Raw genomic sequence first — 26,993 nt, 5'->3', positions numbered from 1 at the left:
CTTAAAGATGATAATATAATGAGAAAAAAACAATGCAAACTTGGTGTATTGGCTGTGCTTTTATTCGCAGAATATGGCTTTGCACAAAGTAAAGACAGCCTCTCCAAAGAAACCTCGATCAAAGAAGTGGTGGTGGTAGCCTTTGGAAAACAGAAAAAAGAAGAGATCACCGGATCTGTACAGTCCTTAAAAGCTAAAGACCTGTCTAACCTTCAAAACGGAAACATTCTTCAGGGAATTGGTGGAAAGGTCGCCGGTGTACAGGTAATCTCTTCAGGACAACCCGGCTCACAGCCAACTATAAGAATGAGAGGAATAGGTTCTATTAACGCCTCCAGTGATCCACTCATCGTTCTGGACGGTATCCCCTACAGCGGAAACCTCAACAGTATTGCAGCCTCAGATATTGAAAGTATTTCCTTTCTTGAAGATGCTTCTTCCAATGCTTTATACGGATCAAGAGGAGCCAACGGTGTTATTATTGTCAACACCAAAAGAGGCAAAACGAAGGGGTTACATATTGAAGCTGATGTGAGAACCGGGGTTAATTTCAGATCTATTGAAGATTATTCGGTTTATACCTCTCCACAGGATTATTATACCGCATACTATAACAGGGCGAGGATTGGAGAAGTGGCAAGACTCCAGCAACCGGGTGCTATACCTTCTGCTGCCAGTCCTCATGCTGCGGGATTGGCTGCTTTAAGCAAACTGGGATACAATGTTTACAACACTCCTTTTAATCAGCTGATTACAAAAGACGGTCAATTTAATCCGGATGCTCAGTTACTGTATCAGGATAACTGGAAAAAGCTGCTGTTTAAACCTGCCCTAAGAAGGGAAGCTACTGTAGGAATCAGTGCCAATGGTGATCAGGTAAAATCTTATACGTCCTTAAACTACCTGGATGATAAAGGCTATCTTATCTCCTCCGGATTTGAAAGGTTTGGGATAAGATCCAACCTGGACTATTCTATTACCTCAAAACTAAAATTAACGACAGCCCTTTCTTATACTTACAGCAAGCAGGATTTTGGAGAATCAGGTGGTTTTTCCAATCCTTTTCAGTTTGCCAGAAATATATCTCCTTTTTATCCTGTTTTCCTCAGAGATAATAATTATCAACAGCTCTACGACACTAATGGAAATGCTCTGTATGATTATGGTGACGGGCAAGGTCCTAACGGAGCTACAAGGTCTTATGCTGTGTTTGAAAATCCGGTGGGCAATCTCCAAAAGGATAAATCTCAAACCACCAGCAATATTACGAATATCAACCTGGGGTTAAACTATGAAATCATTAAAGGATTGGACTTTACTTATAATTTCGGAGCTTATCTTGAGAATGTCACCAACCTTCAGTTTGGAAATACAGAAGGAGGTACATCATCATCCGTGGGCGGTACTATTTCCAAAGGTTCAATTTTCAAATATACCCTGAATCATCAGCAGTTGCTTACCTATCAAAAGAAATTAGGCAATCATAGTTTCAACATCCTTGTAGGCCACGAATTAAACAAAATAAAAAATGAAGGATTTTCCGGATCAAAACAACAACTTTTATTACCGAATTCATTGTCTTTCGATAATGCCGTAAAAATAACAGACTTATCCGGGAATGGCTATGAGTATGCTGTAGAAGGGTATTTCTCCAGATTACTCTATAATTATGACGGTAAATATTTCTTTAATGCCAATGTACGAAGAGATGGCTCTTCTGTTTTTTCTCCGGAAAGCAGATGGGGAAATTTCTATGGATTGGGAGTAGCATGGAATGTGGCCAAAGAAAACTTTCTTAAAGATAATGCGCTGATCAATTCTTTAAAGTTAAAGGCTTCCTACGGACAGCAGGGAAATGACAACATCCTGTTAGACGGGACCAATAGGGATTATTATGCGTATCAGGATATCTATGGGATCAACAATTTTGGGGATGACAAGCCTGTGCTATCCCTCAAAAAGCAAGGAAACAAAGATTTAAAATGGGAAACTTCCAAGAATCTGAATGCCGGTGTTGAAATCTCCCTGTTGAAAAACAGGATTACCTTAAATGCTGATTATTTTGAAAGGAAAGTCTCAGATATGATTTATACGCTTCCTCTTCCTCCCTCCAATGCCGGATCTTATGTAAAATACGGAAATATAGGAGACATGACAAACAGAGGTGTACAGGCTAATATCAATGTGGATGTTCTTCGTACCGATGATTTCCAATGGAATATCTACGCCAATGCGACCCATTATAAAAATACAATTACCAGATTACCTGCTGAACAGAGAAGTACGGGTCTTGTCAGCGGCCTGTTTATTTTGGCGGAAGGCGGTGACAGATATACCTACTACCTTAAAGAGTTTGCCGGTGTAAACCCCAATAACGGGGATGCCTTATGGTACCGTACAGCCATCAACCCAACCACTCAAAAGGAAGAAAAAACCATAACCAATAATTATAAGGAGGCTACAGACTACAATACTGGAAAATCAGCTATTCCTAAAGTGTATGGTGGTTTTGGAACAGATGTAACTTATAAGAGATTGAACCTGTCTGTTAATTTTGCTTATCAGTTTGGCGGCTATGGGTATGATGATATTTACAGAAGCTTATTCCATTCGGATACCTATGCCTCTAACTACTCTACTGATCTGGATAAAACATGGACTCCTGAAAACCCCAGTGCAGCTTTACCAAGAGTGGACCTGACATCAACCAATCAGAATGGAAATTCAACACTCTATCTCATCAAATCAGATTACATCAGCCTTCAGGATGTTACGCTGTCTTATCAGCTGCCTGATGATTTTGCAGGACAGGCTGGTTTATCCGGTTTAAAAGTTTACCTCACAGGAAACAACCTCTACCTATGGTCCAAGAGAAAAGGATATGATCCCAGAACTTCATTAACCGGAGTTTCAGATTCATACAAATATTCTACATTATCAAGTGTCTCTCTCGGCTTTAAACTAACATTTTAAAAGAACTTATGAAAACAATAAAATACTTTATAACTGCTATAAGCATCGGATTGATAGCCCATAGCTGCTCCAGTGACCTTAATACGCTGCCGGAAGGCGATATATCCGGAGAGCAATTAAATAATGATTCATCAAGCCCTGAAAAAATATTGGGCGGAATCTATCTTGATCTCCGAAGCAATGGAGCCGGAGGAACGACCTCTCATTCCGATTTTGGGATTATGGGAATAAAAGCAGGTGCAGACCTGATGTCCAATGATGTTATACAGTCTACCAATCAGCATTTGGGAATGTTTTATAATTATGAGGCAACCAATGCCAGCAATTCTGCCTCAGAAATTGTATGGACCACTTTTTATGCAAGAATATTTGTAATCAATAAGCTTCTTGATGATCTGAAAAATGATACGGGTACCAAAAACAGAGCTATTAAAGGGCAACTGCTTGCATTAAGAGCCTATTCCTATCTTTATTTGGTACGTTTTTATGCTAACAGCTATAAAGAACATCAGTCGGAACCCGGCGTTCCTTTAGTCCTGACAAGCAGTAACCCAAGCCAGGGACTTCCAAGATCAACCGTTTCAGAAGTATATGGGCAAATTGTTAAAGATATTGAAGAGTCTATTGTCCTTCTGGATACTTTTGCCCGCCCTTCTAAAGCTCAGATTGATCAGAGGACAGCTAAGGCTATTGCTGCTGAAGTATTTTTGGAAACAGGAAATTATGCTAAATCTGCCCAATATGCTGAAGAAAGTAAACAGGGTATTGCCCTGATGACAGAAAACGACTATACCACTACCGGATTCTCTACTGTCAGCAATCCCGAAGCAATATGGGGATTCCACAATACCATATCCACTATGAGTATCGGGAATTATTATGCTTCTTTCTTCTCTATGTTTGATAATACCAATGAAGGCTATGCCGGAGCTGCGCAGATCCGTAAACTGATAGACAAACGTCTTTATGAAGCTATTCCGGAAACGGATTACCGGAAAAAAGTTTTCAACGGCAGTCAAAGTGCTTCATATACTTTTAATGGAAAAACCAAAAACTATCCTGCCTATGTAAGCTGGAAGTTTAAAGATCCTAGTCTTTTTGAGGGCGATTATATCTATATCAGAGCTTCCTCGCTTTACTATATAGAAGCTGAAGCCCTTGCCAGACAGGGAAGAGAAGCCGAGGCCAGACAGGTATTATTTGAGATTTCATCCAAAAGAGATAAGGCATATACCCTTTCTTCAAAAACAGGAAATGAACTGATCAGTGAAATTATCCTTCAAAAAAGAATAGAGCTTTGGGGAGAAGGCTACGCCTGGTTTGATATGAAAAGATTAAATACCCCATTAGAAAGGATATACCCGGGAACGAACCATACTTTCGGAAGGTTTAATCTATCACCGGACAAATTCAGGTTTCAAATCCCTAATAAAGAAATCAATAACAACCCACAGATCACCCAGAATCCGTAAATAAAGTCACATTCATATCAATCATATTTTGTATCTAGAACAGGTTTTTCCTGTTCATTAAAACGAATAGCACCATTTAATGAAAATGGTGCTATTCTATTATAATGATAAGTCTTCTTAATTTCCTACCTCTGATCAGTCAAACCTGATAAACATCTGATCAAAATTCATGGTCATTGTATTAAACTGACGGATCACGTCCTGTCCGATATTTCCGTAAACCGTTTCTTTATTAATTTTGGTTGTTAGCACACTTACATTCTCAAGAGGAATTTTCTTATCCAGGATATGAAAAGTATGACTGATCTTAAACCCGTCATATTCAATCTTACCTCCGGCTCCCCCCATGCTGATCTTAGTCACCTGATACTGCCTGTCAATATTTTTTTTATTCTCCTGATAAAAAGGGGCATACAAAATGGTATGGTCCGCTCCCGTATCGAATGAAAAATGTTTCCCATCGATAAAAATAAGGGGAGATAATCCGTCAATAGCCAGATTGGAGACTGTATTTATTTTCGTTTCTGTATCTGGCACTATAAAGTAATCGTCCTTAGTCAGCTGAACTTCTTTTAATGCTTCAATCACAGGAAAACCGAGGATACCATTGATCTGGTATTTGATTTGAGGAAAACTGAGTGCGCTATCTGCAAACACCAGAAATACAGCATTTTCAACGGTAATATTTCCAAGAACCAGTTTTTTGCAGACTGCAAGATCGGCTTTAACAGAAATACCGGTAATGGCATCTACATCAATAGCAGCCGGAATGATTTTCATATGTAAACGCTGGGCCGCTGAAGTTGAAATTGTAGAAATATTGGCACCCGTATCAAAAATAAAGTTCATGGTACCTTCTCCTATATCCACTTTCAGGTTTTTCAACCCTGCCGCATCTTTATCCATTTTCAAACGGGTTGAACCGTTCATGACAATTTTCTGACGGGGCTCATTTTCCAGCGCGGTCCAGATTTTCAGATTATTCTTCAGATCATCCTTTTCATCTTCTGTAAGTAACCTGTCATATTGTTGAAGAGTTCCCTGTACCGCTTTTTTAGCTCCGGCATAATCATACTGTTTCATACAGTTATCTTCTTTTATACGCCCTATTTTAAGCATCAGGGAATCCGGAAATGAAGACTTCAGCATTTCCAGCTTTGTAATTTTCAGGTTAGATTCTTCAGGTTTGTTAAATGCATTATCAAGTACTGCTTCTGTAAAATACTGATATTCCACAGGCAGTTTTTTCTTATGCGCAGCAAAAGATGTACGAGCTTCAAAAAAATTCTTTTGCTTCATTTGACCGTATATCATATCAAATGCAGAAGCAGGTGTCTGCCCGAACCCTGTAAAAGAAATACATAACAAAGCAAACAACATTGCTGTGCGTATTGTTTTTATCTTTCCGAATAATTCTGTTTTTAACAGCCTGCTTAATGTATTCTTCATTGTAATAGTGATCATGTATTGAGTTTTATCTGACTTGCTAATTTATTAAATCCGATCATGTTATAACGTAAAAATTCCTCTAAAATGATATTCAGACAGAATACAGAAAACTAATACCACGACAGTTACAACAAAGTAAATTGACGCTTACAACAAAATGAAAAGAATAAATCCGGAATACCTTTGCTGTATAACATTTAAATACCAAAACAATGCAAAACAGTAATTATCAGGGTACAATGCAAAAGCCTATTATTTCAGGGTTTAATGCACAGTCGACAGCAGAAGAAGTGATCAAAGGGATTGATCTTACGGGAAAGATCGCCATCGTTACCGGAGGAAATACAGGTATCGGTCTGGAAACGACTAAAATTTTGGCTGCAGCGGGAGCAACAGTTATTGTCCCTGCACGGAATATACAAAAGGCCGTAGAAAACCTGAAGGGAATTGAAAACGTAGAAATCGAGCCTATGGATCTCATAAACCCCTCGTCTATTGATGATTTTGCCCAAAAATTTCTCGCATCCGGAAGGTCTCTTCACCTGCTGATCAATAATGCAGGTATTATGTGGGTACCTTTACGTAAAGATGAACGAGGTATTGAGTCTCAGCTGGCTACAAATTACCTCGCTCAGTTTCAGTTAACAGCAAGGCTATGGCCGGCTCTTAAAAATGCCCAGGGAGCCAGAGTGGTTAATGTATCATCACAAGGACATCAGTTTGCTCCTTTCAACTTTGAAGATCCTAATTTCCTTACCCGTGAATATGAAACTCTTCAGGGATATGGGCAATCTAAAACAGCAGTGAATCTTTTTTCTCTTGAATTGGATAACCGGGCAAGATCAGCAGGAGTACGAGTATATTCTCTACATCCGGGATCAATTGCCGGTACAGAACTGGGAAGAGAAGCTCCCCTGGAACTTTTCCAAAAAATGGGATTGGCAGACGCTCACGGGAACATTCCTGAGGAAATACTCTCTACCTTAAAAACAATTCCTCAGGGTGCTGCCACAACAGTATGGTGTGCTACCAGCCCACAACTTAATGCTATCGGAGGAGTCTACTGTGAAGATACGGATATTGCCCCATTAGCCCTTGAAAATGCAATAACAAAAGGGGTAAAACCCTATTCTTTGGATCAATCCAGTGCCACCCGTTTATGGGATTGGAGTGAGAAAATAACAGGCATCCGTTTTCCCGTTGAATAAGGCAAAAAAGACACTGCAAAATGTATTATATTTATTAGTCTAAAAATATCATGAGCCATGGATCATATTTCAAAATACCTGACAAAGGAGATCAAATTATCCTGCTATGAGGATAAACTATTCAAGTCAGATCTTATGTTTGATGATCATATGCTGGTCTGGTTTATTTCAGGTGAAACCAAAATCATACAGGCAGACAAAACGTATTACTTCCATGCCGGTGATACTTTTTTAATTCCCCGAAATCAGTTGGCTACAGTTGTCAACTATCCTAAGGACGGGCTGCCTCATAAAACAGTCGTCCTCCATCTCTCGGTAGAACGCCTGAAGCATTATTATGAAAAAATTGATCTACCTAAACCCATACGGCCGGAGCAATGTATTTACAGTTTTAATAACCATCCGCTACTGAAAAGTTATTTAAACTCTCTGCTTCCTTATTTTGAAATGGAGGAAACCTTTCCTGAACATATTGCTTCCCTTAAAATAACCGAAGCAATAGCCATCCTCAGATCGGTAAATCCTGATGTAGATAAAGTTCTTGCCCATTTCGATGCCCCGGGAAAAATAGACCTTATCAATTTTATGGAACGGAACTTCATGTTCAATATGCCTTTGGAAAAACTTGGATACCTCACGGGTCGCAGTCTGTCTACTTTTAACCGGGATTTTAAAAGGCATTTTAACAATACTCCCCAGAAATGGCTGATTGCCAAAAGGCTTGAACTGGCCTATTACCAGCTGTCAGAAAAAAACAGAAAACCCAAAGACGTTTTCCTTGAAGTAGGATTTGAGGACCTCTCCCACTTTTCTTTTGCTTTTAAAAAGAAATATGGAATATCGCCAACACAGCTTAAGCCAGGCTTACCATAAAACTTATCTCTTCAGATGAATAGGACTGTTTTTATTTGAAGTCTTAATTTTTGCTGTTTTCCTGGCATTATAGAAATTAAATCCCAAAAAAGTATTTCTATTTGGGGATTTTTATTGTTAATGATAATTCGCATTCAACAGTTTGTATTTAAGTCTAGAAAATGGTTTTTCAATGAGGAATCTGTATAGCACCCCCCCTGCAATGCAGGCAAAAAAACAGATCATAAGGCTTATATTGTCTGAAGTTTGAATTCCCAAATTATCCAGGCCGCTTTGTACCATGTGGATAATTCCTTTATGTGAAAGATATATGGCATAAGATAAAGCAGCCAGCTGCGTGGTAGCATAGCATCTACACCGGGAAAGAAATGAAGATTCAGATACAGCAGACATTACCAGTATTCCGTAACTAACAGCCACCAAAGTAAATCCAAAGACAGAAGCTTCTTTTGAACCCTGCTCATTACAAACCCAGAATGAAACTCCCAGCAGTACCAATCCCAGGAAAAAAAGTTTATTTCCATGATGATGAACAAACCTCTTAAAAACCGATGAATGACGCATTAAATAACCGATAAGCACGCCTATTCCCAGACCATCTAACCGGGTATACGTAGGATAATAGATTTTCATATACCACAAACGCCAGAACTCCATAGAATTGCTATCAACGGAAACTAAAAACTGATTCCACATAAAGAATCTGAGTACCAGAGAAAAAGGGATCAGGAGAATAATTAAAAAAGCCAGATATTGAAACAGCTTGATCCGTTTTACCATCAAAAGAGACAAAGGAAGGAGAAGGTAAAACTGCTCTTCAATACACAATGACCATGCGTGGGAAAATGTACCCTGATCAATAACATTCAATCCAAAATTCTGGGTAAAGGAAATAAACTTCCATACAGGCGGCAGTGCTTCCCTCTCTCTGAAAAAAGGAAAAATGAAATACAGCAACAGCGTAACCCCATAAGGTGGAATAATCCTGAAAAAACGTTTAATATAAAATGTTTTCAGACTGATGGTCTGCTTATTTTCTATTTCTTTAAACAGCTGGCTTGCTATTAAAAAACCACTTAAAACAAAAAAAAGATCAACACCCGTCCAGCCGAATCGGCCAATACTGTCAATCCATGCCGGGTGCCTGAATGCCCGATAATGATACATTAAAACCAATACAATGGCCACGGATCTCAGGTGATCCAACCCATACAACCTTTCCGACTGTTCTTTCATTTCATTTTTTTGCAAATGTTATCAGATTCCGGAATACTTTTTACCGTGACATTTGGAAAACAGCTCAACTGATGTCAACAGTACAATAAGTCTTCTGAATATCAAATAAGGTTGTTCATCTCCAATTGATCGTCGTCAGCAACATTTTTCGTCAGCTCTACTTTAGATTTTATATTTTTGAAGATGAAAAATGAGTCAGAGGTTCATATCAGACGTACCCTATATTTCCAGCTGTTTTTTTGGACAGCTTTATTTCTGTTTGGAACCGCAAGAAATTACGGAGAATACGATGGATTATCTTCAGACATAATTATTTATAATTTCTGTCATTGGATTTTCCAGATTATTGCCGCTAATTTTATTTATTTTATCCTCATCAGGCATTTTTTTGATAAGAAAAAATACCTTGAATGTTCAGTATTTCTTATCATCAGCCTTTATCTCCTATCAGTCATCAACAGGTTCTTTATTGTTTATATTGCCGAGCCCTTTTTTATCAATGAAACCAAAGACAGTATTTTCAGTATTTTCACTGACCTGAAATACCTTTTAATTCATTATACTTTTCCGATCATCAGCGGGGCCTTCATTTTTATTTCAATGATGTTTTTTATCCGCTACAAAGATGAAAAAGAAAAAGCAGCCAACCTGCAGAAAGAGAAAGCTGAACTGGAATTGAAAGCCCTCAAATCCCAGCTAAACCCTCACTTTCTGTTTAATACACTGAACAATATCTATTCGCTCTCCCTCAGCCATTCTGAAAAGACTTCCCAGTCCATTAGCCAGCTTTCGGATATCTTAGATTATATTTTATACAAAGGACAGAAAAAATGGGTATCCGTTTCTGATGAACTGGATATTATTGAAGATTATATCGCTCTGGAAAGTCTCCGCTACCATACGGACAGGTTACAGATAAGCAAGCAGGTCCTATTAAATTCTTCCAATACCATCCCTCCGCTTTTATATCTCAGTTTAGTAGAAAATGCTTTTAAACATGGCGCAGGCAAAAACATCCAGCAGACAGAAATAAAAATAGAAATGGAAACCAACCCCCAACATTCAGTCTTTACAATTGAAAATACTTACCATGAAGATCAGACTGATAATGAGAAAGGAATTGGTCTTCAAAATATCAAAAAACAGCTTCGGCATCATTATGATGAAAATTTTACTTTCAGAATTTCCCGGGAAAACAATATTTTTAAAGTTGAAATAATAACTCCTTCACAATATGATTAACTGTATTATCGTAGATGATGAGCCTTTGGCAGCAAAGTTACTGGAAAATCACATTTCCAGAATCGATCATTTGAAACTGATCGGGAAAGCTGACAATGCAATGGAAGCCTATAAAATGATTCAGAGTCAATCTGTAGAGCTGATGTTTCTGGATATTCAGATGCCTCACCTAAACGGAATTGATTTTTTAAAGTCACTGTCTCAGAAACCGGCCACTATTTTCACCACAGCCTACCGTGATTTTGCCATTGAAGGTTTTGAGCTGGAAGCGGTAGATTATCTTCTTAAACCCATTACTTTTGAACGCTTTTTTAAATCGGTAGAACGTATTCTAAGAAATACAGCGGCTCCTCAGGAAGATTTCATCATATTCAGGACAGAAGGAATGCAGCGCAAAATTTTTCTTTCGGAAATCATTTATTTTGAGAGCCAGGGAAATGATATCAAGGTTGTTTTGGCCACAAAGGAGAGCTTTATTTCAAAGAATAAAATAACAGATTTACAAGCAACCCTCTCCTCCAAAGGTTTCGTAAGAATTCACAGATCATTTTTGATCAATATTGATTTCGTTAGTGCTTTCAACACCACCGAAGTGCTTCTTGGCAATCATCATATTCCTGTTGGAAGAAGCTATCGCCAGGAATTTGACGCTTTCATATTGGCAGTATCAAAAAACAGATTATTATAAGCTTATTGGTGAATTATCGGTTTCGCCAAAAATGCTATTTGCACCATCATTTCTTTTTTATCATCATAAAATTCAACACTTATTTTAAATAATTTTTAATTCAACATGCTGCAAACTCATTTCTAACCTGTTTTTCAATACATTACACCCTATAATTTCTGATCTGCTTTTTTCAGAGATTCAAACAGGAGTACATTCATAAAAAAGCAATAAATAAGTGATTTACAAACTATTACAAACAAACACCAATCCATAGCTCCCACAGGCAGTTCCTTATGAATATCAAAAAAAAGTGTTACTTTTGTTTAACGAATAAAAATTGTTATTTAACTTTTTTATTAGTAAGTTTATGTACACCAATTTGTAAAACATTAAAATTCAATTCATGAGAAAAATAATTCTACTTATTACATGCATGTTCAGCATTTCAGTTTTCTCACAAATTAAAGTGTTGAAAAATGAGAGTTTAGTGGAAATTGGTAAAGATAATTCCGTAGGTTTATATAAAAAGGAAGATAAGTTTACAATCAATTACCAGGACTTGAACACCAGCAACCTGAATACCATCCGATCCTTCTCATTCCAAAACCTGAATGGAGATGTATCAGGACTTTATAAACTTATCATGGAAGGCTTTATAACGGCTGTTCCTGATGAAAATATCATCCTGGAACTTCCTAATGATATTATTGAGCTTCACTATGAAAAAAACTACGGTCAGCCGACGGTCCAGTTTATTCAGATCATCAACAAAAACCGAAAGTATGTCGGAAAATCTCAGTTTTTAACCCAAAAACAGGTTGAGAAAATTTTCGGTAAAACGAATGGTAAATATGCATTATATGAAAGATCTGCTGTAAATTCAAAATCAGGTACCAATACAGCCTCTACAGCAACCCCGGCATCCACTGGTAATGGGAAGAAATCAAAAAAATAAATATTATTTAAAAATATTGTGAAACTCATTCCATCGAATGAGTTTTTTTATTTTATTTTTGCAGAAAGACATTCATTATTATGCCGCTTCAGATAATCAATTTGACTAAAAAGTTTGGGGAACAAACTGCCCTTAACAATATCAACATTTCTATTGATAAAAATGAGATCATCGGTCTTCTTGGTCCTAACGGTGCCGGAAAATCTACTTTGATGAAATCTATCGTTGGTGCATTGAAAATTGATGAAGGTGAAATTATTTTTAATGGTCAAAATATTTCTGAACATGCTATTGAAAGCAAGAAAAAAATAGGATTTCTTCCTGAAAACAATCCGCTTTACCTGGAAATGTATATCAAGGAATATCTTCAGTTTGTTGCAAACATTCATAAAATTTCTGAGGCCAGAGTTGATGAAGTGATTCAGCTTGTAGGGATCACTCCGGAAAAATCAAAAAAAATAGGTCAGCTATCTAAAGGATATAAGCAACGTGTAGGGCTGGCCCAGGCTATTATTCATCAGCCTGATTTGTTAATTTTGGATGAGCCAACCAATGGGCTTGACCCCAACCAGATTATTGAGATCAGAAATGTGGTAAAGGAAATCGGACAGCAAAAAACGGTTTTACTATCTACGCATATCATGCAGGAAGTGGAAGCTCTTTGTTCCCGTGTTATTCTGATTCATCAAGGGAATATCCTTCAGGACTGCTCTATTGATGAATTTAAGGGTAGATTTGACAGCCTGGAAGAGGCTTTTGCAAGCTATACCGCTCTATCCAACTAAAATTTACAGTTTTAGATAAGATAAATCTGCGAGAGAAATATCAACCACAAAAGTCACAAAAGATTTAGGCACTTAAGATTTAAAGTGGCTATGACACTGCTGAAAAGTACACCTAAGCTTAATGAAAAGCTTTGATTTTCTTGTGTATACAAATCTAGATTCCTTCAGAATTATAAATAACAGATTTTGTCTGTCCACTCATTTTGTCATTCCGTAGGAATCTAAGCATAGAATATTAGGATAATAAGAAATAAAAATCTGCTTGATCTGCTCAATCCGCGAGAGAACATATCAACCACAAATCGAAGATTATCTCCTTTCAGTCGATGAATGTTATTTCGACGTAGTCAAAAGTCACAAAATATTTATACACTTAAGATTTATAAAGTGACTATCACACACTTAAGCTTTTCAAAATCTACGATTTTCATAGTGAATATGATAATGGAAGCTTCTATATTCCCCTCCTCCGGAGGGGTGGCGAAAATTCAAAGAATTTTTGACGGGGTGGTTAATGATGTTAATTTGATTTTTGACCACAAACCGAAGATCCAATGTAATCAAAATTCGATGAAAGTCTCTGATTTCCTTGCGTATACGTGTTTAGATTCCTACGGAATAACAATACCATAGGTAGACTCTATTCTCTATCTCTTATCTTGTAGAAGTCTAAGCTTTCTAATTCTCTTTGCGATATCTAGCTCATCTTTTCAGTATTTTCGGATTTTTGAAGAGCATAAAGACGACACCATTCTATCCAATAACTTATCTTTATAAAAATGGCTTTATATTTGATGAAACTCTGATTAGTAACCAATAACCTTTAAAAATATGATTAAAAGCTTCTTATTAGGGACTTTCTGCCTGGCTCAGTTTTCTTTTGTATATGCAAAAGAAGTTCCGAATGAATCTAAAGATCACCGTGTAGCCTCTTATGCTACTTTTCAAAAAGTACCCAAAACGGTCATTATTAAAACAAAAAAATTTAAGATAAGAATTGACAAACAGCCCAATGGCAAGTATTTGTATCAGTCATGGAATGCAAATGCTAAAATCACGGCAAAACCAAGTATGATCATCAGTGATGGTGAACTGGTTCCTGACGGTACAGGAGGGAACTATTATATTGACTTTAACAATCAGGGGTACAGTTATCAGGTTTGGAGAAACTATCTTACCGATTCACCTAAAAAAGCACCCTACACCCTTACTGTAAATGACGAAAACGGTCGTGAAATTGTACGTGAGGACGGGCAGGTAGTTAAAAACTAAGAATAGATGCAACGTGGATTTCAATCCATAAAGCATGGTTGTATTTCTTTTACGTTGTATCATATAAAATCCTGCATGATGAATGCAGGATTTATTTTTATGTTCCTAATTTTTTGAGCTCCGTCTGATACTGGCTGGCTTCAAAACTTTCTGCAGCGGATTTATACCCAATATCAAAAATTTCCTCCAGCCTGTCTTTTCTACGCTCAAACATTCCGTACGTTGACAGCTTCTGTGAAGTAATAAACCAGTCACAATACTCAAACTTCACTTTTTCGATCCTATAGGAAAGAAGGTCATAAGAACGTGAAACAATGGCTTTAATTGATTTTAAATCATTAATATTGGTATCATGAGGCGGTGATACAAAAACTCCAATAAGCTTGTCGCATTCGTCCCTGATAATGTCTGCCGGAAAATTATTGAGCACTCCCCCGTCACAATACATTTCTTCATCAATGATATAAGGTGTTGTGATTCCGGGAATCGAACAAGAGGCAATAATAGCATCTACTATTTCAAAGTTTTCATCAAAAATTTTCTGCGTTCCGGAAACCAGCTCTGTGGCTACAATTTTCACTTCAATATCCAAATCCTTTAATTTCATATCGTGAAAAATAGGTTTAAGATAATTCCTGAAAATGACCGAAGAAACCAATCCTGGCTGGTTGAAGGTAAAATGTTTCCAGTTGAAAAAATAAATTGAATTGAAGAACTCGAGAATTTCTTCAGGTGTTTTGCCAACAGCATGCAGACATCCTACGATAGATCCTGCACTACAGCATGAAAGGATATCTACTTCTATGTTTTTTTCCTTCAAGAATTTTAATACTCCCGCATGGGCGATTCCTTTCGTACCACCTCCTGATAAAACAAGTCCTACTCTCTCAAAATTCATAGAATAAATGTAAGAAATCAGGCTGAGAAAATCAGATTAATTTTTATAAATATGTTGATTTTAAAATTATTTTAACAAATAACAGGTATTTCCGGTTTATAGGTTCATTTAATTTATTTGTATCGTTTTATTTTATCCCCTTTTCATTGTAAATAAAAACACTCCCATAAAATTTACGGGAGTGTTTTTATTTCAGATAAAATAATATTTTATTTCAACAGATATTCCTGCATAAATCTGATCATAGCAAGGCGTTGAAAATCGATGTTTTCTTTTTTTCTAAAGCCATGGCCTTCATTTTTTGCCTCCAGATACCATACGGTTTTTCCCTGAGCTTTCAGCTTATCCCTCATCTGAATAGCTTCTGATACAGGAACTCTTGGATCATTGGTTCCCTGAACGATAAACATAGGCTTTTTAATCTTATCAATATTATTTAAAGGAGCAATTTTGGTGAAGAATTCTGCCATTTTAGGGATTCTTTCATCACCGTATTCTACTCTTCTCAGATCTCTTCGGTATTCTTCAGTATTTTTAAGGAATGTATTGAAGTCAGAAATTCCTACTACATCCATGGAACATCTGATTCTGTCTGCATATTCATATGCTGTAGCCAACGTCATAAATCCTCCGTAGCTTCCTCCTGTGATCATAATCCTGTCCTTATCCAGTTCGGGTTGCGTTGCAATCCAATCTAATAAAGCCCCGATATCTTTCACAGAGTTCATTCTCAAATATCCGTTATCTGCTGCAATATAAGTCTTTCCGAAGCCTGAAGATCCTCTTACATTAGGTACAATCATTGCGATGCCCATTTCATTGGGGAAATAATTGGCCTGCCCAAGTGATGTAGCCATAGACTGTCCTTCCGGACCTCCGTGAATTGAAATCAGAACCGGTCTTTTCCCTGTAAACTTTGCTGGCGCAGGATAGTAGAATCCTGTAATTTTCATACCGTCAAAACTTTTCCATTCTATCAGTTTTGGAACAGCCATATCTGCAGGCTGCATTTCTCCCTGCTCACTTTCTGTCCATTTTTCAATATTTTGAGAAGCTATATCCATTTTATAGATATCTGATCCTGAATTAGCTGCCGACTGCGAGAAATACAGGGATTTTCCATCTCCTGAAAATTTCCCTCCACCGATAAGGCCAACCGGAATATCGCTTACAGGTGTATATTTCCTGTTATCTGTATTCATTAGATACAGTTTATTGATCCCACTCTCATTGGTAATGAAAGAAAGCCTGGATTTATCTTTAGAAAGATCATAATTTTCTACGTTCCATGGAATAGAAGTCGTCAGATAGCTGATCTTTTTTGTTTTTAGATTGAATACAGCCAGTCTGCTGAACTCATTATCTCTGTCTGTAATATAGTAGATTTCATCAGAATTTTTACCGAAAGAAGCATTAAGCTGAACTATTCCTTTTTCCTTTCTGTCTGTAACGGGTTCTAATTTTTTTGTTTCCGTATCGTAGATATACAGATAAGAATCATTGGCAGAAACATATTCTGTGATCAGCAGCTTCTTATGATCATCAGAAATATCACTGATTCCCCATCCACCACCTTTAAGTTCCAGAACAGGCTTGGTTTCTTCAGGTTTTAAGGGATTCATATAATAAATATCACGGTCACCCCCATTTCTTTTGGTGGAGGTAAAATAAAATCCTGAACCGTCTTTTTTCCAGGTAATACCACCATTTTGGGTTCTTCCTCCATCGGTAAGCAGTTTAGATTCCAATGTTTTGAGGTTTAATGTATAAAGCTGTCCGAATTCGTTTCCTCCCGTATCTTTTGAATAGACCAGGTATTCCCCTTTTGTGGGCTCATAAGAAGCAATATTAACAGGTTCATCAAAGAAGGTGATCTGTCTTCTGGCCCCCATAGGCATAGCAATTCTATACAGCTGATTGGTAGATGCAAAACGGGTAACGGCAATAATTTCATTTCCGTTCGGATGTATATCTGCCAGAGAGGCATTTCTGCTTTCAGAATATTTTTTAAGACTCTGGCCTAAACTTTTGGGAATTGGCAGAATATTTTGTGCAACAAGGTTTTCATTGGGAGCTACAAATTCATTTTTTTCCTGTGCAGAGAAGAGTGTTCCTGCTAAAGCAAAAGCGGCTATGATAGATTTATTCCTCATGTTAATTTTTTACCGAAATTAGGTATTTTTAATAGAAAAACCACAGACAAAATCTGTGGTTTTATATCATTAATAAAGAGTTTTGCTCTTTTTCTATGTCTTAAATGTGAATCACTTCACCGTAAGCTGCTGCTGCTGCTTCCATGATCGCCTCAGAAACAGTTGGGTGAGGGTGAATAGACTTGATGATCTCATGACCTGTAGTTTCAAGTTTTCTTGCTACCACAGCTTCAGCAACCATATCAGTTACTCCTTCACCAATCATATGACATCCTAACCATTCTCCGTATTTAGCGTCAAAAATAACTTTGATGAAACCATCTGTATTTCCGTTTGCAGTAGCTTTACCACTTGCAGAAAGAGGGAATTTACCTACTTTGATTTCATATCCTTTTTCTTTAGCCTGCTTTTCTGTAAGACCTACAGAAGCTACTTCAGGGTGACAGTAAGTACATCCAGGGATATTACCATAGTCGATTTTTTCAACGTGTAATCCTTTGATTTTCTCAACACAAGTAATTCCTTCTGCTGAAGCTACGTGAGCCAATGCCTGAGTTGGGATGATATCTCCAATCGCATAGTAACCCGGTACTGAAGTTTCGTACCATTCATTTACTAAAACTCTTCCTTTATCCGTTTGGATTCCTACTTCTTCTAAACCGATGTTTTCGATGTTCGCAGCAATACCTACAGCAGATAATAAGATATCAGCTTCCAAGGTAATAGTTCCGTTAGCTGTTTTTACAGTAGCTTTTACTCCTTCTCCACTTGTATCCACACTTTCTACAGAAGCGTTGGTCATGATTTCAATTCCTGTCTTCTTCAGAGATTTCTCTAAGTGCTTAGAGATTTCCTCGTCTTCTACAGGAACGATATTTGGCATAAATTCTACAACAGTTACTTTTGTTCCCATTGTATTATAGAAATCGGCAAATTCTACTCCAATTGCTCCAGAACCTACAACAATCATAGATTTTGGCTGCTCAGGAAGAGATAATGCCTGTCTGTATCCGATTACTTTTTTACCGTCTTGTGGCAAGTTTGGTAATTCTCTTGAACGAGCTCCTGTAGCAATGATAATATGGCTTCCTGAATATTCAGTTACTTTACCATCTTTATCTGTAACAGAAACTTTTTTACCCTTCTGAACAGTTGCTGTACCAAGAATTACGTCAATCTTGTTCTTTTTCATTAAGAATTCGATTCCTTTGCTCATTTTGCTGGCTACCCCACGGCTTCTCTGAATAACATTCGGGAACTCAAAGCTTGCTTCCACTTTATTCAATCCGTAATCTTCAGCATGGTTAATATAATGAAAAACCTGAGCAGATTTCAATAAAGCTTTAGTAGGAATACATCCCCAGTTAAGGCAAATCCCTCCTAAGTTTTCTTTCTCGATAATTGCGGTTTTGAAACCCAACTGTGCTGCTCTGATCGCAGTAACATATCCACCAGGACCACTTCCAATGACAATAATATCGTAATTCATTACTTTAAAAATTTTTATGCGAATTTAAGGAAAAATATTGGATGTTTCATGTTTCTGGAAATTGATCTGAAAATGCATTATCAAGCTTATTCTATTTAATTTTAAACAAAAAAAAGAGCACACAATAGCGCCCTTTTTCAATAAATCATATAGAGAATTACAAATTTCACAAAATCAAATATGTGAAATTTGACTTATCTTATTTTAATAAGTGCAAGAAATCCATATTATTTAAGACTTCTAAGCAATCGTTTCTCACTTTGATATCTTTTATTTAAAGCTTTTAATTGATCTCTTTTCATCTGTTTGGTCGCAAGTGGATGATTCAAAATCAATTTCTTTTCAGTATTGTATCTTTTATCAAGTTCACGCATTTTAGCATCTACCAGCTCAGTTTTTGATGGGTGTGGCGGAAGAGGCGGATGTTTTTGGGCACAAACATTCATTGATAAACCTAGTACCAGCAACGTGGAAATAAATAACTTATTCATGATATTTATATTTTTAAAATGATTCTAATAAATTAATTATGTTTAATTAAATTCATTTTGGTTTACCATAAAAATACACATATCGTACCATGATCAAAAATCACAATACAGAATTTGCAATCATTAAAATATATCAACAATAATTCCTTTACAATTAATTTCTATCATCATATAATAATATTATAAAAATATCTAATTATTTTGGGAAAGAAAATAGCAAATGAACAGCAAAAAAAACAAAAATGCTCTCCTATAGTATCGATTAGAGAGTATAAAAATGGATTAATCATTGCCAATGATTGTCTGCATTAGTCTTCTACCTATGACCTTACAAATTGAAGTTCCTTATGGACCTGAGTAAGAATAAGTCTAAAAAACACGATATCACTTATAAGAGAATTACCTTAATAAAATATTAAAATATTCAACATAAAATGTTTTACGTATGAATTTTTCATATTTTTGCAGAAACAATAAAAAAATAAATATGAAAAAATACATTTCGATTTTCTTATTCGGGGCACTTACGCTGAATGCACAGGTTGGTATTAATACCTCGACACCCAACAGTACTTTAGCAGTAAACGGATCTCTGAGAGCGGGCTACAAGGAAGTAACAACGACCACATATGCTATTACCGCTACTGATCATTATATTACCTACAACGGGACAGGTAATACCACTTTTACACTTCCGGTTATTGGAAGTGGAACAAGCAGCTATACTGGTAGGATTTATAAAATTAAAAATATTTCTACCTCTAACCTTACCATTCAACCTTCCGGAGGTAATACTTTGAGAATAGACAGTGTCCCTGTTCCTTCTTTTGTAGTACCGGTAGGAGCTTATGCGGAAGTAGTGAACAATGCGAATACCACTGGTGGAACGTGGGATCTCTCTTTTACGGTTCTTCCTAAGCCAAGCAACGTGGAGATTTACGGTTCTCAGTTGTCTATTCCTCCTCATGGAAACGGATCACCGGGAGTTGGAGACTGGACAAACCATGCCAATACTTCTTATGATACAGGATCAGGAACGGATCTATGGTGGATTATCAGTAAAACATCAGTAACCAATGCCCATACAGCTTCTTACTCCAATACAAGTAGAATGACTATTGTTTATGAATATCAGGGAGCACCCTTCAATGTAACCAATATGTACCCTATTCTTACAGCAGGAAATAATTCAAGTTTTCCTGATGTATTTACAGCATCATTTGTAAGTCTTGCTAATAACGGAACAAGCGGAAAAACCAGACTTACTGTATCTGTTGCCCGTATAGATTTTATTGGAGCTAATGGTACCAACAACAGTAACTGGACCGGTACCTTCTTACTGAACCTTCTGTTGGCCAGAAAATATTAAAGATTTTAAAATATTATACTTCATGAGAGCAGATCTATTCTGCTCTTTTTTATTTTGTATTTACTGCCTTATCTGAATGACAGCAGCATATTTTAATGTTGTCCGGTCTTGCGGAAGCTGTACTTTAATTGTATTTCCGTTTTTCTTCCATTGAACTTGAGAAGAAATACCCAGAATTTTCAGTGACTTTGGAGTGAATTGTTCTGGAATAGCAAAGGTAAGCTCTGATGGAGCCCGGTATTCTGACTGGGTATCCAGATGGAAAATATTTAAAGTATTGCCATCTTTGCTTCGGGTATAATAAAATTCCCCTTCATGATAAGGGGCTACGCTTCTTGTTGCAAACACCGCCGATTGGTTTTTCTCCATCCAACCGGAAATTTCTTTTAACCTTTCGTAAACCACGGTATCATAATCACCATCGGGGCCCGGTGCAATATTCATCAGATAATTTCCTCCCCGGGAAATAATTTTCACCAGGGTCTCAATGATTTTTTGAGTTGATTTATAATTGTCATTGGGAACATAGGAGAAAGAATCGCCCATAGTGATACAGCTTTCCCAAGGAACAGAAAGAGGCTGTTCCGGAACAGCCTGCTCGGGGGTTATATAATTCTCCCATTTTCCGGGAACGGTACGGTCTACCATAATAATCCCCGGTTGATTTTTACGGGCCATTGCACCTATTTTGTCCATGTCAATATCCTGTTCCACTTTGATAGTCCTCTGCCACTCTACCTTTGGATCTATTGTATTGAAAGGGCGGACCCAACCACCATCCAGCCAGAGAATATCAATTTTTCCGTATCCGGAAGTTATTTCATTCAGCTGATTAAAAGTAAAGTCCTTAAAGCTTTTCCATTTTTCAGGGTATTTCTTAGGGTCATAATTTACATTTCTGTCTTTCGGTGGAAAATAAGACCACCAATAGTCGTCTGAATGCCAGTCAGGTTTCGAAAAATAAGCTCCGATTTTAAAACCTTCTTTTCTGAATGTACTAAAAATTTCTTTTGTAATGTCTGCTTTCGGATTCTTCGAAAACGGGGTTTTTGCTGATGTTATTTTATAATCGGACTGTTTTGTATCAAACATGGCAAAGCCATCGTGGTGTTTTGTAGTAAAAACCACATATTTCATTCCTGCTTTTTTTGTGGCATCCGCCCATTTTTGAGGATTAAACATTACAGGATTGAAACTGGTCTGAAGGTTTTCGTAGTTTTTCACATACTCATAATACGATTTTCCATGTTTGGGTTTTCTCTGAGTCCAGGATTCATCTTCAGGACATAAGCTCCAGCTTTCGACAATTCCCCATTGACTGTAAGTTCCCCAATGCATAAACAAACCGAATTTCAGATCCTGCCATTCTTCTACATTTTTTGCAACAACAGGATCTACAGGCTTTTGATACCCTTCAGAAACATTATGGGCTTGAGATAAAAGCTTTGCAGTAATCAAAAATGAAGAAAGAACAATAACTTTTGTTTTTTGTCTGGCTGGCATATGGAAATCGTTTTGGCTAATTTAATTATCTTTCCATGAAATACAATATCAGGTTTTCAAAAGATGATCTATAGTTTCATCTATCCCGGGATAAGAAAATTCAAATCCTGTTTTACTCAGTTTTTCAGGATAAACGTTCCGGCTTTTGAGCAACAGCTCGGTCTCTGTTTTCAGCAGGATAGAGGCTATTTCCAGTTGCCAAACCGGTGCATTAAGTCCAAAAGGAATATTCAGCTGTTTTCTTAATTTTCTCATCATCTCTTCATTGGATACAGGATTTGGAGCGGTTACATTGACTGCTCCCTGAATATTTTCATTATTTATAATCCATTCCACAGCTTTACAGAAGTCATCAATATGAATCCAGCTTACCATTTGCTGACCTCGTCCCTGCTTGCCTCCCAAGCCCAACTTTGTAATCAGTTTTAATTTTGGAAAGGCCCCTCCGTTATTCCCCATAACAATAGAGGTACGGAGTGCTACTTTTCTGGTCTCTTCATTTTTAACGGTAAAGAACTCTTCTTCCCAACTCTTACAGATATTCATTGAGAAATCATCGCCTATCACTCCATTTTCCTCAGTATTCAAATGTTTTTCTGAATGTACATAGATGGTTGCAGAGCTTGCGTTCAGCCAGATTTTCGGCTTATCCAGGCAATTGTTTACGGCTTCCTGCAATACTTGAGTAGAGTCTATTCTGGAAGAGTAAATCTCCCGCTTATTTTTCTCAGTATAGCGGCAATCAACGGATTTTCCTGTAAGGTTGATCAGAACATCTGCTTTTTCAAGGCTATTTCTCCATTCCCCTACAGTTTTTGCATTCCAGTACAATTCATTTTTACGTTTGGGCTTTCGGGTTAAGATGAGTACCTGATCGCCTTTTTCAGTAAAATACTTTTCCAGGTTGTCGCCGAGAAATCCGGTTCCACCGGCTATGATAATTTTCATTTTCTGAGGTTTAAAAATTTGAGGTATAAGGTATTGGATTTTACAATGTTTATATGATGTCTTCTCCAATAAGTTTCTTTCACCCTATATATTTCTTCGTTTTCACTTTAATATCAGAACCTTCCGCAAGCATTACAGAAATAGGTCTCTGGAGGTTCAGGCATTCAAAATCCTGACCGTAGACTGTTCCGAAATCAATTTCCAGTTCATGATCTTTCACCTGATAAAACTCCCATTTTGGATGGCAGACTTCATATTCTGAAGTTGTATGATCTTTTTTGGTAAAACCATAATAATGTTCTGTGATAAATTCAAATTCAGAATCAGTCTCCATGGGTTGCGCTGTATTGTCCGCTGTAATCTGAATGGAATGCCAGTTTTTGTCTTTCCAGGAATATTTGATCAGCAGCTCATTGCCACTCTCACAAATCTTATTTTTCATAGGCATTGTATGATAATTTTCTTGATAAATAGAATTGGCTACGAAACTCAAAGCCGGTTTAGGGACTATTTCTTTGACAAAAACCACTCCTCTTTTCCAAATTCCGTTTTCATACTTCTTTACATAAAACCGAAGATTTACTTCTTCGAAATTTCTGTGAAAAGGAATAGGAAAGCCTAATAATTTTGTATTTAAAAACATAAAACCCACCAAGCTTACATAGCACTTCCCTTTATAAAAATCCAGCTCAGTCCCCTGAGGTAAATAGGTCAGCAATACGTCAGGATCGACTTCGTAATTAATGATGGCTAATTTCCGCCATTCGGCTTTTAAAAAATTCATAATCGTGTATTTTTTGATCGTTATATCTTTAATAAACTTGTAACCTATCCCGGATTAAATGGTTGTTCAGTCCCTCATTTCGGATTCTTCAGCGATGGTTTTTATTAACTCATTTCTTTCCAGAAGAAAGGTTTTGAGGTAGTGAGTGAGATAGATTGTATTCAACAGTTTTCCTATGATTCCGAATGGAGATTCAAATTCAAAACGATCTGTCATCAGGGTTTTTCCTTCTACATCTCTGAACATATGCTGATGCCGCATAGATTTAAAAGCGCCTTTCAGCATAATATCGGTGAACTGATGTGGTTTTTCCATACTGATGATCTTAGTGGTAAGGGTTTGATAGACCCCCAGATGTTTTGCTCTCCAGGTCACGGTTTCACTTTTTTCAATCAGGCCCGATGTCCGTCCTGCAATTGCTTTTTCATTGGATCTTGAAGTTGATTTTTGGTGCAGATCAATATCTCTTGCCAGATCAAAAACATGGTGTATATCAGCATCAATTAGTGTTTCTAAATATATGTCAGACATTTTCAAAAAGTTTGTTTTTTATGTAATTCCGGTAAGGTTTTATCTATTCTTTCTGCCAATTCCGGGAGTTTAATGGTGGGAACAGCGGGAAAAAGATGATGTTCCATATGATAAAACATACTGAAGGTCAGTTTGTTTTTCCAAAATCCCCGCTGAGTTCTTGCTACATTTGGATTTTCATGAGTGTCGTGATGAACTGTCCACACCGCAAAAAAGGCCATCAAAAGTTCACCAAAAAGCATGATCAGTAGGTGGTACATCAGAAAGTGGATTTGAAAATAAAATACGACAGATATAAAAACAGCTATTGAAAGCAGCTCTACCATCATATTTTTCACATACACTGTATTTGCTTTCTTTAAAGTAATCCAGTGAATCAAAAACATATGTTGGGGTCCGTATAAAATAGCTTCATACCATTTCATAGAAGCAGATTTTCCTTCATAATCTTCTTCAGACAGACAAAATTTATGATGTCTGATATGATTGAACTTTACCGCATGAATAGAAGCCATCATTAAAATACTGTTCAGGTACAGTGACAGCCATGTCAGCAACTTTCCGGTTCCCAATGAGTTGTGAAAACCGTTATGTACCTGCCTCAGTGCTGTCAGAAAATAAAATCCTGAAAACGGCAATGCGATCCCATAATACCCATGATACGCTAAAATCAGTGAAATAAAAAGCCATGGCAGGCTGATATTATTTTCAATCAACATTTCTTTAACAGAAAGTTTTTTAAGATCTTTCCATTCTACTTGTCTGATAAGTTCCAGGTGGTTCATTGTTTTTATTTTAAAGAGTTGTCAGAATAATGATACCCAACGCTATTGTTCTGAATAGAATCCAGGAAATAGTAGGAATATAATTGAGCTTTAGTATTTTACACCTTCTAAAATGCTCCAGAAACATGATAAAGACTACAATTCCGAAATAAATCATGTAAAAAACAGACTCAAAATCTGTCCACAAAGCCGGTATCAGGAGTAGGGTTCCGATTAAAGAAACCGTCATCATATTTCCCAGGTAATCCCAGATTTTATCTTTTAAATAGATTCTTAGAAAAACAGCCTGCCAGAAGATCTGCCCCAGGCAAACAGCAAACTCTCTTAAGAAATTACGGTCCAAGTTTACCCCCAGCTTTCCGGAAAACACACTTAAAATCCAAGCAGAGAAAACCGCAACAAACGCTATATACAATAGTCTGTATTTTAAGTTAAAGTCAGCAACACAGGCATCTTCCGCACCATTTTCTGCTGATGGAATAATCTGTTTTCTATTGTAAGAGACAAAAGAATAGAGTTTTTTGAAAAACCAATAAAGAGGTTGTAGTCTTGCTATCTTTTCCAACCGTGGGAAAGAATTTCCAATAATCAGAAGTAGACTGTCTAATCCATAGATCACTTCATTACTGTTATGGTCTACCAATGCAATTTCATTTTTTGCCCGATGGACATCTATCAGGTCTTTATTTCTTAATGAGATTTCTGTAAAAGCTTCTCTGCCGTTTTCATCAAGCATCCCTGATTTTGTGAAGCCCCGGGAATATAGATTACACATCGGACATTCATTGTCGTAGATTAACGTATGATTTTTTAAGGTCTTCATGGTCATTATTTGTAAAATTGATATGTTTTGTAGCAGTCGTACACATAAAGTCCTGCCATTACCGGGCTGTATAACAGTGCACCAATTAAAATATAGCCAAAGAAATTGGTAGAACTATTATCATGACTAAGTAGAACGATCATCAATAAGGAAATCCAAACCGGTAGTATTGCTATTCCATAAATGATATAGGCCATCGTTTTTTTTGATTTTATAAACAGCCTGATCAGGAAGCTTATCAGTTGTGAAATGCCAACTACGAAATAAAATGCCATAAATCCCCAATAATTCATTCCTGCAATTGAAATAACAATTCCCGCTATAATAAAGAATACTTGGATGTAGTAATCATTTTTTGTAAATTCTTTCATGGTCATTATTTTTAATGGGTTCCTCTTTTTCTGAAATACAAAATCAGAAATAAATGAATGATAAAGTTTTTCATAATTATTATTTATTTAAAACTTTCAGTAATTTTTGAAAGTTTATCTGAAATAAAAAAGGATTTTCATCCTCTTTCTATTTCAATAAATTAGTAATTTTTCCTACCAGCCAATGATCATCGCTTTTTATCGCCAGATCCATAATATTGTTGATCTTTCCGGTGACAGAGCTGAAATCTTCCATTAACTTGATGAATTCTTTTGCCCCTTCCGTATCCTTATCTTCAATATTCTTCAGTTCCTCAAGGAAAGAAATGACAGGTTCAATTTCTCTTTTTCTGCGCTCCTTGGTAATTTGTTTGAACAGGTACCATACATCTTTTTCTGCTACGAAATATTCTTTCCGGTCTCCCTTAATAAATTCCTTTCTTACAATCCCCCAGTCCATTAAAGCCCGCAGATTCATATTGGCATTTCCTCTTGAAATTTCCAGCTGCTCCATTACCTCATCTGTAGACAAAGGTTTATCACTTGCCAACAGTAAGGCATGTACCTGTGCCATGGTACGGTTAATTCCCCAATTGGTAGCAAAGGTTCCCCAGGTTTGAATATATTTTTCTTTTGCTTCTGAAAGTTGCATTGTGTTTAGCTTTTCAATTTCTATTACAAATCTAATTATATTTTTTGAATTTTCAATAATT

At 36.8% G+C, this 26,993-nt stretch carries 24 protein-coding genes; 10 read left to right on the top strand and 14 right to left on the bottom strand.

Features of this window, described 5'->3' with window-relative positions; all coding sequences use genetic code 11:
- Nucleotides 1-18 precede the first annotated feature (18 nt).
- Together B8967_RS19445 and B8967_RS19440 are read left to right on the top strand one after the other, a co-directional pair.
- Nucleotides 19-2,973 carry a SusC/RagA family TonB-linked outer membrane protein gene (locus B8967_RS19445; protein WP_084087333.1) on the top strand — a complete coding sequence of 985 codons (2,955 nt, stop codon included), beginning with the start codon at nucleotides 19-21 and terminating at the stop codon, nucleotides 2,971-2,973.
- Between the two features lie 8 nt (nucleotides 2,974-2,981).
- The gene (locus B8967_RS19440; protein WP_047486498.1) at nucleotides 2,982-4,445 is read left to right on the top strand and encodes a RagB/SusD family nutrient uptake outer membrane protein; all 1,464 of its coding nucleotides are present in this window, start codon (nucleotides 2,982-2,984) and stop codon (nucleotides 4,443-4,445) included.
- Between the two features lie 135 nt (nucleotides 4,446-4,580).
- On the opposite strand, the gene B8967_RS19435 is transcribed toward B8967_RS19440, so the two are convergent.
- Nucleotides 4,581-5,909, bottom strand: a complete 1,329-nt coding sequence (locus B8967_RS19435; protein ID WP_084087331.1) for a retropepsin-like aspartic protease — start codon at nucleotides 5,907-5,909, stop codon at nucleotides 4,581-4,583.
- A 197-nt stretch (nucleotides 5,910-6,106) separates the two neighbouring features.
- Here B8967_RS19435 and B8967_RS19430 point away from each other — a divergent pair, with 197 nt between their 5' ends.
- Nucleotides 6,107-7,102 (top strand): SDR family NAD(P)-dependent oxidoreductase, encoded by a 996-nt coding sequence (locus B8967_RS19430; RefSeq protein ID WP_084087329.1) that lies wholly within the window; start codon nucleotides 6,107-6,109, stop codon nucleotides 7,100-7,102.
- Between the two features lie 57 nt (nucleotides 7,103-7,159).
- Nucleotides 7,160-7,975 carry a helix-turn-helix domain-containing protein gene (locus tag B8967_RS19425; protein WP_047486504.1) on the top strand — a complete coding sequence of 272 codons (816 nt, stop codon included), beginning with the start codon at nucleotides 7,160-7,162 and terminating at the stop codon, nucleotides 7,973-7,975.
- Nucleotides 7,976-8,092: 117 nt separating this feature from the next.
- Here B8967_RS19425 and B8967_RS19420 read toward each other — a convergent pair whose 3' ends face one another.
- The gene (locus tag B8967_RS19420; RefSeq protein ID WP_084087327.1) at nucleotides 8,093-9,211 is read right to left on the bottom strand and encodes an acyltransferase family protein; all 1,119 of its coding nucleotides are present in this window, start codon (nucleotides 9,209-9,211) and stop codon (nucleotides 8,093-8,095) included.
- A 183-nt stretch (nucleotides 9,212-9,394) separates the two neighbouring features.
- On the opposite strand from B8967_RS19420, the gene B8967_RS19415 reads away from it, so the two are divergent.
- From B8967_RS19415 to B8967_RS19390, 5 genes are all read left to right on the top strand, one after another.
- Nucleotides 9,395-10,453, top strand: coding sequence for a sensor histidine kinase (locus B8967_RS19415; RefSeq protein WP_084087325.1), 1,059 nt, complete (start codon nucleotides 9,395-9,397; stop codon nucleotides 10,451-10,453).
- The gene (locus B8967_RS19410; RefSeq protein WP_084087323.1) at nucleotides 10,446-11,141 is read left to right on the top strand and encodes a LytR/AlgR family response regulator transcription factor; all 696 of its coding nucleotides are present in this window, start codon (nucleotides 10,446-10,448) and stop codon (nucleotides 11,139-11,141) included. The genes B8967_RS19415 and B8967_RS19410 overlap by 8 nt, the downstream gene beginning before the upstream one ends.
- Nucleotides 11,142-11,526: 385 nt before the next feature.
- Nucleotides 11,527-12,078: a hypothetical protein gene (locus B8967_RS19405; RefSeq protein WP_047486510.1), complete on the top strand. Its 552-nt coding sequence runs from the start codon at nucleotides 11,527-11,529 to the stop codon at nucleotides 12,076-12,078.
- A gap of 80 nt (nucleotides 12,079-12,158) precedes the next feature.
- Entirely contained in the window at nucleotides 12,159-12,863 is a 705-nt protein-coding gene (locus B8967_RS19400) for an ABC transporter ATP-binding protein (protein WP_047486512.1), read from the top strand.
- A gap of 831 nt (nucleotides 12,864-13,694) precedes the next feature.
- On the top strand, nucleotides 13,695-14,135 hold the full coding sequence (locus tag B8967_RS19390) for a hypothetical protein (RefSeq protein WP_084087319.1): 441 nt from the start codon (nucleotides 13,695-13,697) through the stop codon (nucleotides 14,133-14,135).
- A gap of 97 nt (nucleotides 14,136-14,232) precedes the next feature.
- On the opposite strand, the gene B8967_RS19385 is transcribed toward B8967_RS19390, so the two are convergent.
- The 4 genes from B8967_RS19385 to B8967_RS19370 all read right to left on the bottom strand — a co-directional run bounded on the left by B8967_RS19385 (nucleotide 14,233) and on the right by B8967_RS19370 (nucleotide 19,166).
- The gene (locus B8967_RS19385; RefSeq protein WP_084087317.1) at nucleotides 14,233-15,033 is read right to left on the bottom strand and encodes a patatin-like phospholipase family protein; all 801 of its coding nucleotides are present in this window, start codon (nucleotides 15,031-15,033) and stop codon (nucleotides 14,233-14,235) included.
- Nucleotides 15,034-15,242: 209 nt separating this feature from the next.
- Nucleotides 15,243-17,186: a S9 family peptidase gene (locus B8967_RS19380; RefSeq protein ID WP_084087315.1), complete on the bottom strand. Its 1,944-nt coding sequence runs from the start codon at nucleotides 17,184-17,186 to the stop codon at nucleotides 15,243-15,245.
- 100 nt (nucleotides 17,187-17,286) lie between these two features.
- Entirely contained in the window at nucleotides 17,287-18,675 is a 1,389-nt protein-coding gene (gene lpdA / locus B8967_RS19375) for a dihydrolipoyl dehydrogenase (protein ID WP_047486518.1), read from the bottom strand.
- A gap of 227 nt (nucleotides 18,676-18,902) precedes the next feature.
- The gene (locus B8967_RS19370; RefSeq protein ID WP_179140089.1) at nucleotides 18,903-19,166 is read right to left on the bottom strand and encodes a hypothetical protein; all 264 of its coding nucleotides are present in this window, start codon (nucleotides 19,164-19,166) and stop codon (nucleotides 18,903-18,905) included.
- 487 nt (nucleotides 19,167-19,653) lie between these two features.
- On the opposite strand from B8967_RS19370, the gene B8967_RS19365 reads away from it, so the two are divergent.
- Nucleotides 19,654-20,535, top strand: coding sequence for a hypothetical protein (locus tag B8967_RS19365; protein WP_084087311.1), 882 nt, complete (start codon nucleotides 19,654-19,656; stop codon nucleotides 20,533-20,535).
- A 60-nt stretch (nucleotides 20,536-20,595) separates the two neighbouring features.
- On the opposite strand, the gene B8967_RS19360 is transcribed toward B8967_RS19365, so the two are convergent.
- From B8967_RS19360 to B8967_RS19325, 8 genes are all read right to left on the bottom strand, one after another.
- The gene (locus tag B8967_RS19360; RefSeq protein ID WP_084087309.1) at nucleotides 20,596-22,038 is read right to left on the bottom strand and encodes an alpha-L-fucosidase; all 1,443 of its coding nucleotides are present in this window, start codon (nucleotides 22,036-22,038) and stop codon (nucleotides 20,596-20,598) included.
- 48 nt (nucleotides 22,039-22,086) lie between these two features.
- Entirely contained in the window at nucleotides 22,087-22,986 is a 900-nt protein-coding gene (locus tag B8967_RS19355) for a TIGR01777 family oxidoreductase (protein WP_084087307.1), read from the bottom strand.
- Between the two features lie 79 nt (nucleotides 22,987-23,065).
- Nucleotides 23,066-23,770, bottom strand: a complete 705-nt coding sequence (locus tag B8967_RS19350) for a YqjF family protein (RefSeq protein ID WP_084087305.1) — start codon at nucleotides 23,768-23,770, stop codon at nucleotides 23,066-23,068.
- A 66-nt stretch (nucleotides 23,771-23,836) separates the two neighbouring features.
- Nucleotides 23,837-24,301 carry an SRPBCC family protein gene (locus B8967_RS19345; RefSeq protein ID WP_084087304.1) on the bottom strand — a complete coding sequence of 155 codons (465 nt, stop codon included), beginning with the start codon at nucleotides 24,299-24,301 and terminating at the stop codon, nucleotides 23,837-23,839.
- 2 nt (nucleotides 24,302-24,303) lie between these two features.
- Complete coding sequence (locus B8967_RS19340) at nucleotides 24,304-25,086, bottom strand: fatty acid desaturase (protein ID WP_084087302.1); 783 nt, start codon at nucleotides 25,084-25,086, stop codon at nucleotides 24,304-24,306.
- A 10-nt stretch (nucleotides 25,087-25,096) separates the two neighbouring features.
- On the bottom strand, nucleotides 25,097-25,909 hold the full coding sequence (locus tag B8967_RS19335; RefSeq protein ID WP_143330558.1) for a DCC1-like thiol-disulfide oxidoreductase family protein: 813 nt from the start codon (nucleotides 25,907-25,909) through the stop codon (nucleotides 25,097-25,099).
- A 5-nt stretch (nucleotides 25,910-25,914) separates the two neighbouring features.
- A complete protein-coding gene (locus B8967_RS19330) occupies nucleotides 25,915-26,280 on the bottom strand; it encodes a hypothetical protein (protein ID WP_115917400.1) in 366 nt (121 codons plus the stop codon).
- Nucleotides 26,281-26,428: 148 nt separating this feature from the next.
- Entirely contained in the window at nucleotides 26,429-26,932 is a 504-nt protein-coding gene (locus tag B8967_RS19325) for a GbsR/MarR family transcriptional regulator (RefSeq protein ID WP_084087296.1), read from the bottom strand.
- Between the last annotated feature and the right edge of the window lie 61 nt (nucleotides 26,933-26,993).

This window comes from Chryseobacterium sp. YR221 (genome assembly GCF_900176315.1).
Taxonomy (GTDB): Bacteria; Bacteroidota; Bacteroidia; order Flavobacteriales; family Weeksellaceae; genus Chryseobacterium; species Chryseobacterium rhizosphaerae.
This window is presented reverse-complemented; position numbering and strand designations above follow the sequence as displayed.

Bases quoted from the DNA above. Each gene is read 5' to 3' on its own strand.
- B8967_RS19445 (WP_084087333.1), top strand. From the start codon at position 19: ATGAGAAAAAAACAATGCAAACTTGGTGTATTGGCTGTGCTTTTATTC.
- B8967_RS19440 (WP_047486498.1), top strand. From the start codon at position 2,982: ATGAAAACAATAAAATACTTTATAACTGCTATAAGCATCGGATTGATA.
- B8967_RS19435 (WP_084087331.1), bottom strand. From the start codon at position 5,909: ATGATCACTATTACAATGAAGAATACATTAAGCAGGCTGTTAAAAACA.
- B8967_RS19430 (WP_084087329.1), top strand. From the start codon at position 6,107: ATGCAAAACAGTAATTATCAGGGTACAATGCAAAAGCCTATTATTTCA.
- B8967_RS19425 (WP_047486504.1), top strand. From the start codon at position 7,160: ATGGATCATATTTCAAAATACCTGACAAAGGAGATCAAATTATCCTGC.
- B8967_RS19420 (WP_084087327.1), bottom strand. From the start codon at position 9,211: ATGAAAGAACAGTCGGAAAGGTTGTATGGGTTGGATCACCTGAGATCC.
- B8967_RS19415 (WP_084087325.1), top strand. From the start codon at position 9,395: ATGAAAAATGAGTCAGAGGTTCATATCAGACGTACCCTATATTTCCAG.
- B8967_RS19410 (WP_084087323.1), top strand. From the start codon at position 10,446: ATGATTAACTGTATTATCGTAGATGATGAGCCTTTGGCAGCAAAGTTA.
- B8967_RS19405 (WP_047486510.1), top strand. From the start codon at position 11,527: ATGAGAAAAATAATTCTACTTATTACATGCATGTTCAGCATTTCAGTT.
- B8967_RS19400 (WP_047486512.1), top strand. From the start codon at position 12,159: ATGCCGCTTCAGATAATCAATTTGACTAAAAAGTTTGGGGAACAAACT.
- B8967_RS19390 (WP_084087319.1), top strand. From the start codon at position 13,695: ATGATTAAAAGCTTCTTATTAGGGACTTTCTGCCTGGCTCAGTTTTCT.
- B8967_RS19385 (WP_084087317.1), bottom strand. From the start codon at position 15,033: ATGAATTTTGAGAGAGTAGGACTTGTTTTATCAGGAGGTGGTACGAAA.
- B8967_RS19380 (WP_084087315.1), bottom strand. From the start codon at position 17,186: ATGAGGAATAAATCTATCATAGCCGCTTTTGCTTTAGCAGGAACACTC.
- lpdA (WP_047486518.1), bottom strand. From the start codon at position 18,675: ATGAATTACGATATTATTGTCATTGGAAGTGGTCCTGGTGGATATGTT.
- B8967_RS19370 (WP_179140089.1), bottom strand. From the start codon at position 19,166: ATGAATAAGTTATTTATTTCCACGTTGCTGGTACTAGGTTTATCAATG.
- B8967_RS19365 (WP_084087311.1), top strand. From the start codon at position 19,654: ATGAAAAAATACATTTCGATTTTCTTATTCGGGGCACTTACGCTGAAT.
- B8967_RS19360 (WP_084087309.1), bottom strand. From the start codon at position 22,038: ATGCCAGCCAGACAAAAAACAAAAGTTATTGTTCTTTCTTCATTTTTG.
- B8967_RS19355 (WP_084087307.1), bottom strand. From the start codon at position 22,986: ATGAAAATTATCATAGCCGGTGGAACCGGATTTCTCGGCGACAACCTG.
- B8967_RS19350 (WP_084087305.1), bottom strand. From the start codon at position 23,770: ATGAATTTTTTAAAAGCCGAATGGCGGAAATTAGCCATCATTAATTAC.
- B8967_RS19345 (WP_084087304.1), bottom strand. From the start codon at position 24,301: ATGTCTGACATATATTTAGAAACACTAATTGATGCTGATATACACCAT.
- B8967_RS19340 (WP_084087302.1), bottom strand. From the start codon at position 25,086: ATGAACCACCTGGAACTTATCAGACAAGTAGAATGGAAAGATCTTAAA.
- B8967_RS19335 (WP_143330558.1), bottom strand. From the start codon at position 25,909: ATGAAGACCTTAAAAAATCATACGTTAATCTACGACAATGAATGTCCG.
- B8967_RS19330 (WP_115917400.1), bottom strand. From the start codon at position 26,280: ATGAAAGAATTTACAAAAAATGATTACTACATCCAAGTATTCTTTATT.
- B8967_RS19325 (WP_084087296.1), bottom strand. From the start codon at position 26,932: ATGCAACTTTCAGAAGCAAAAGAAAAATATATTCAAACCTGGGGAACC.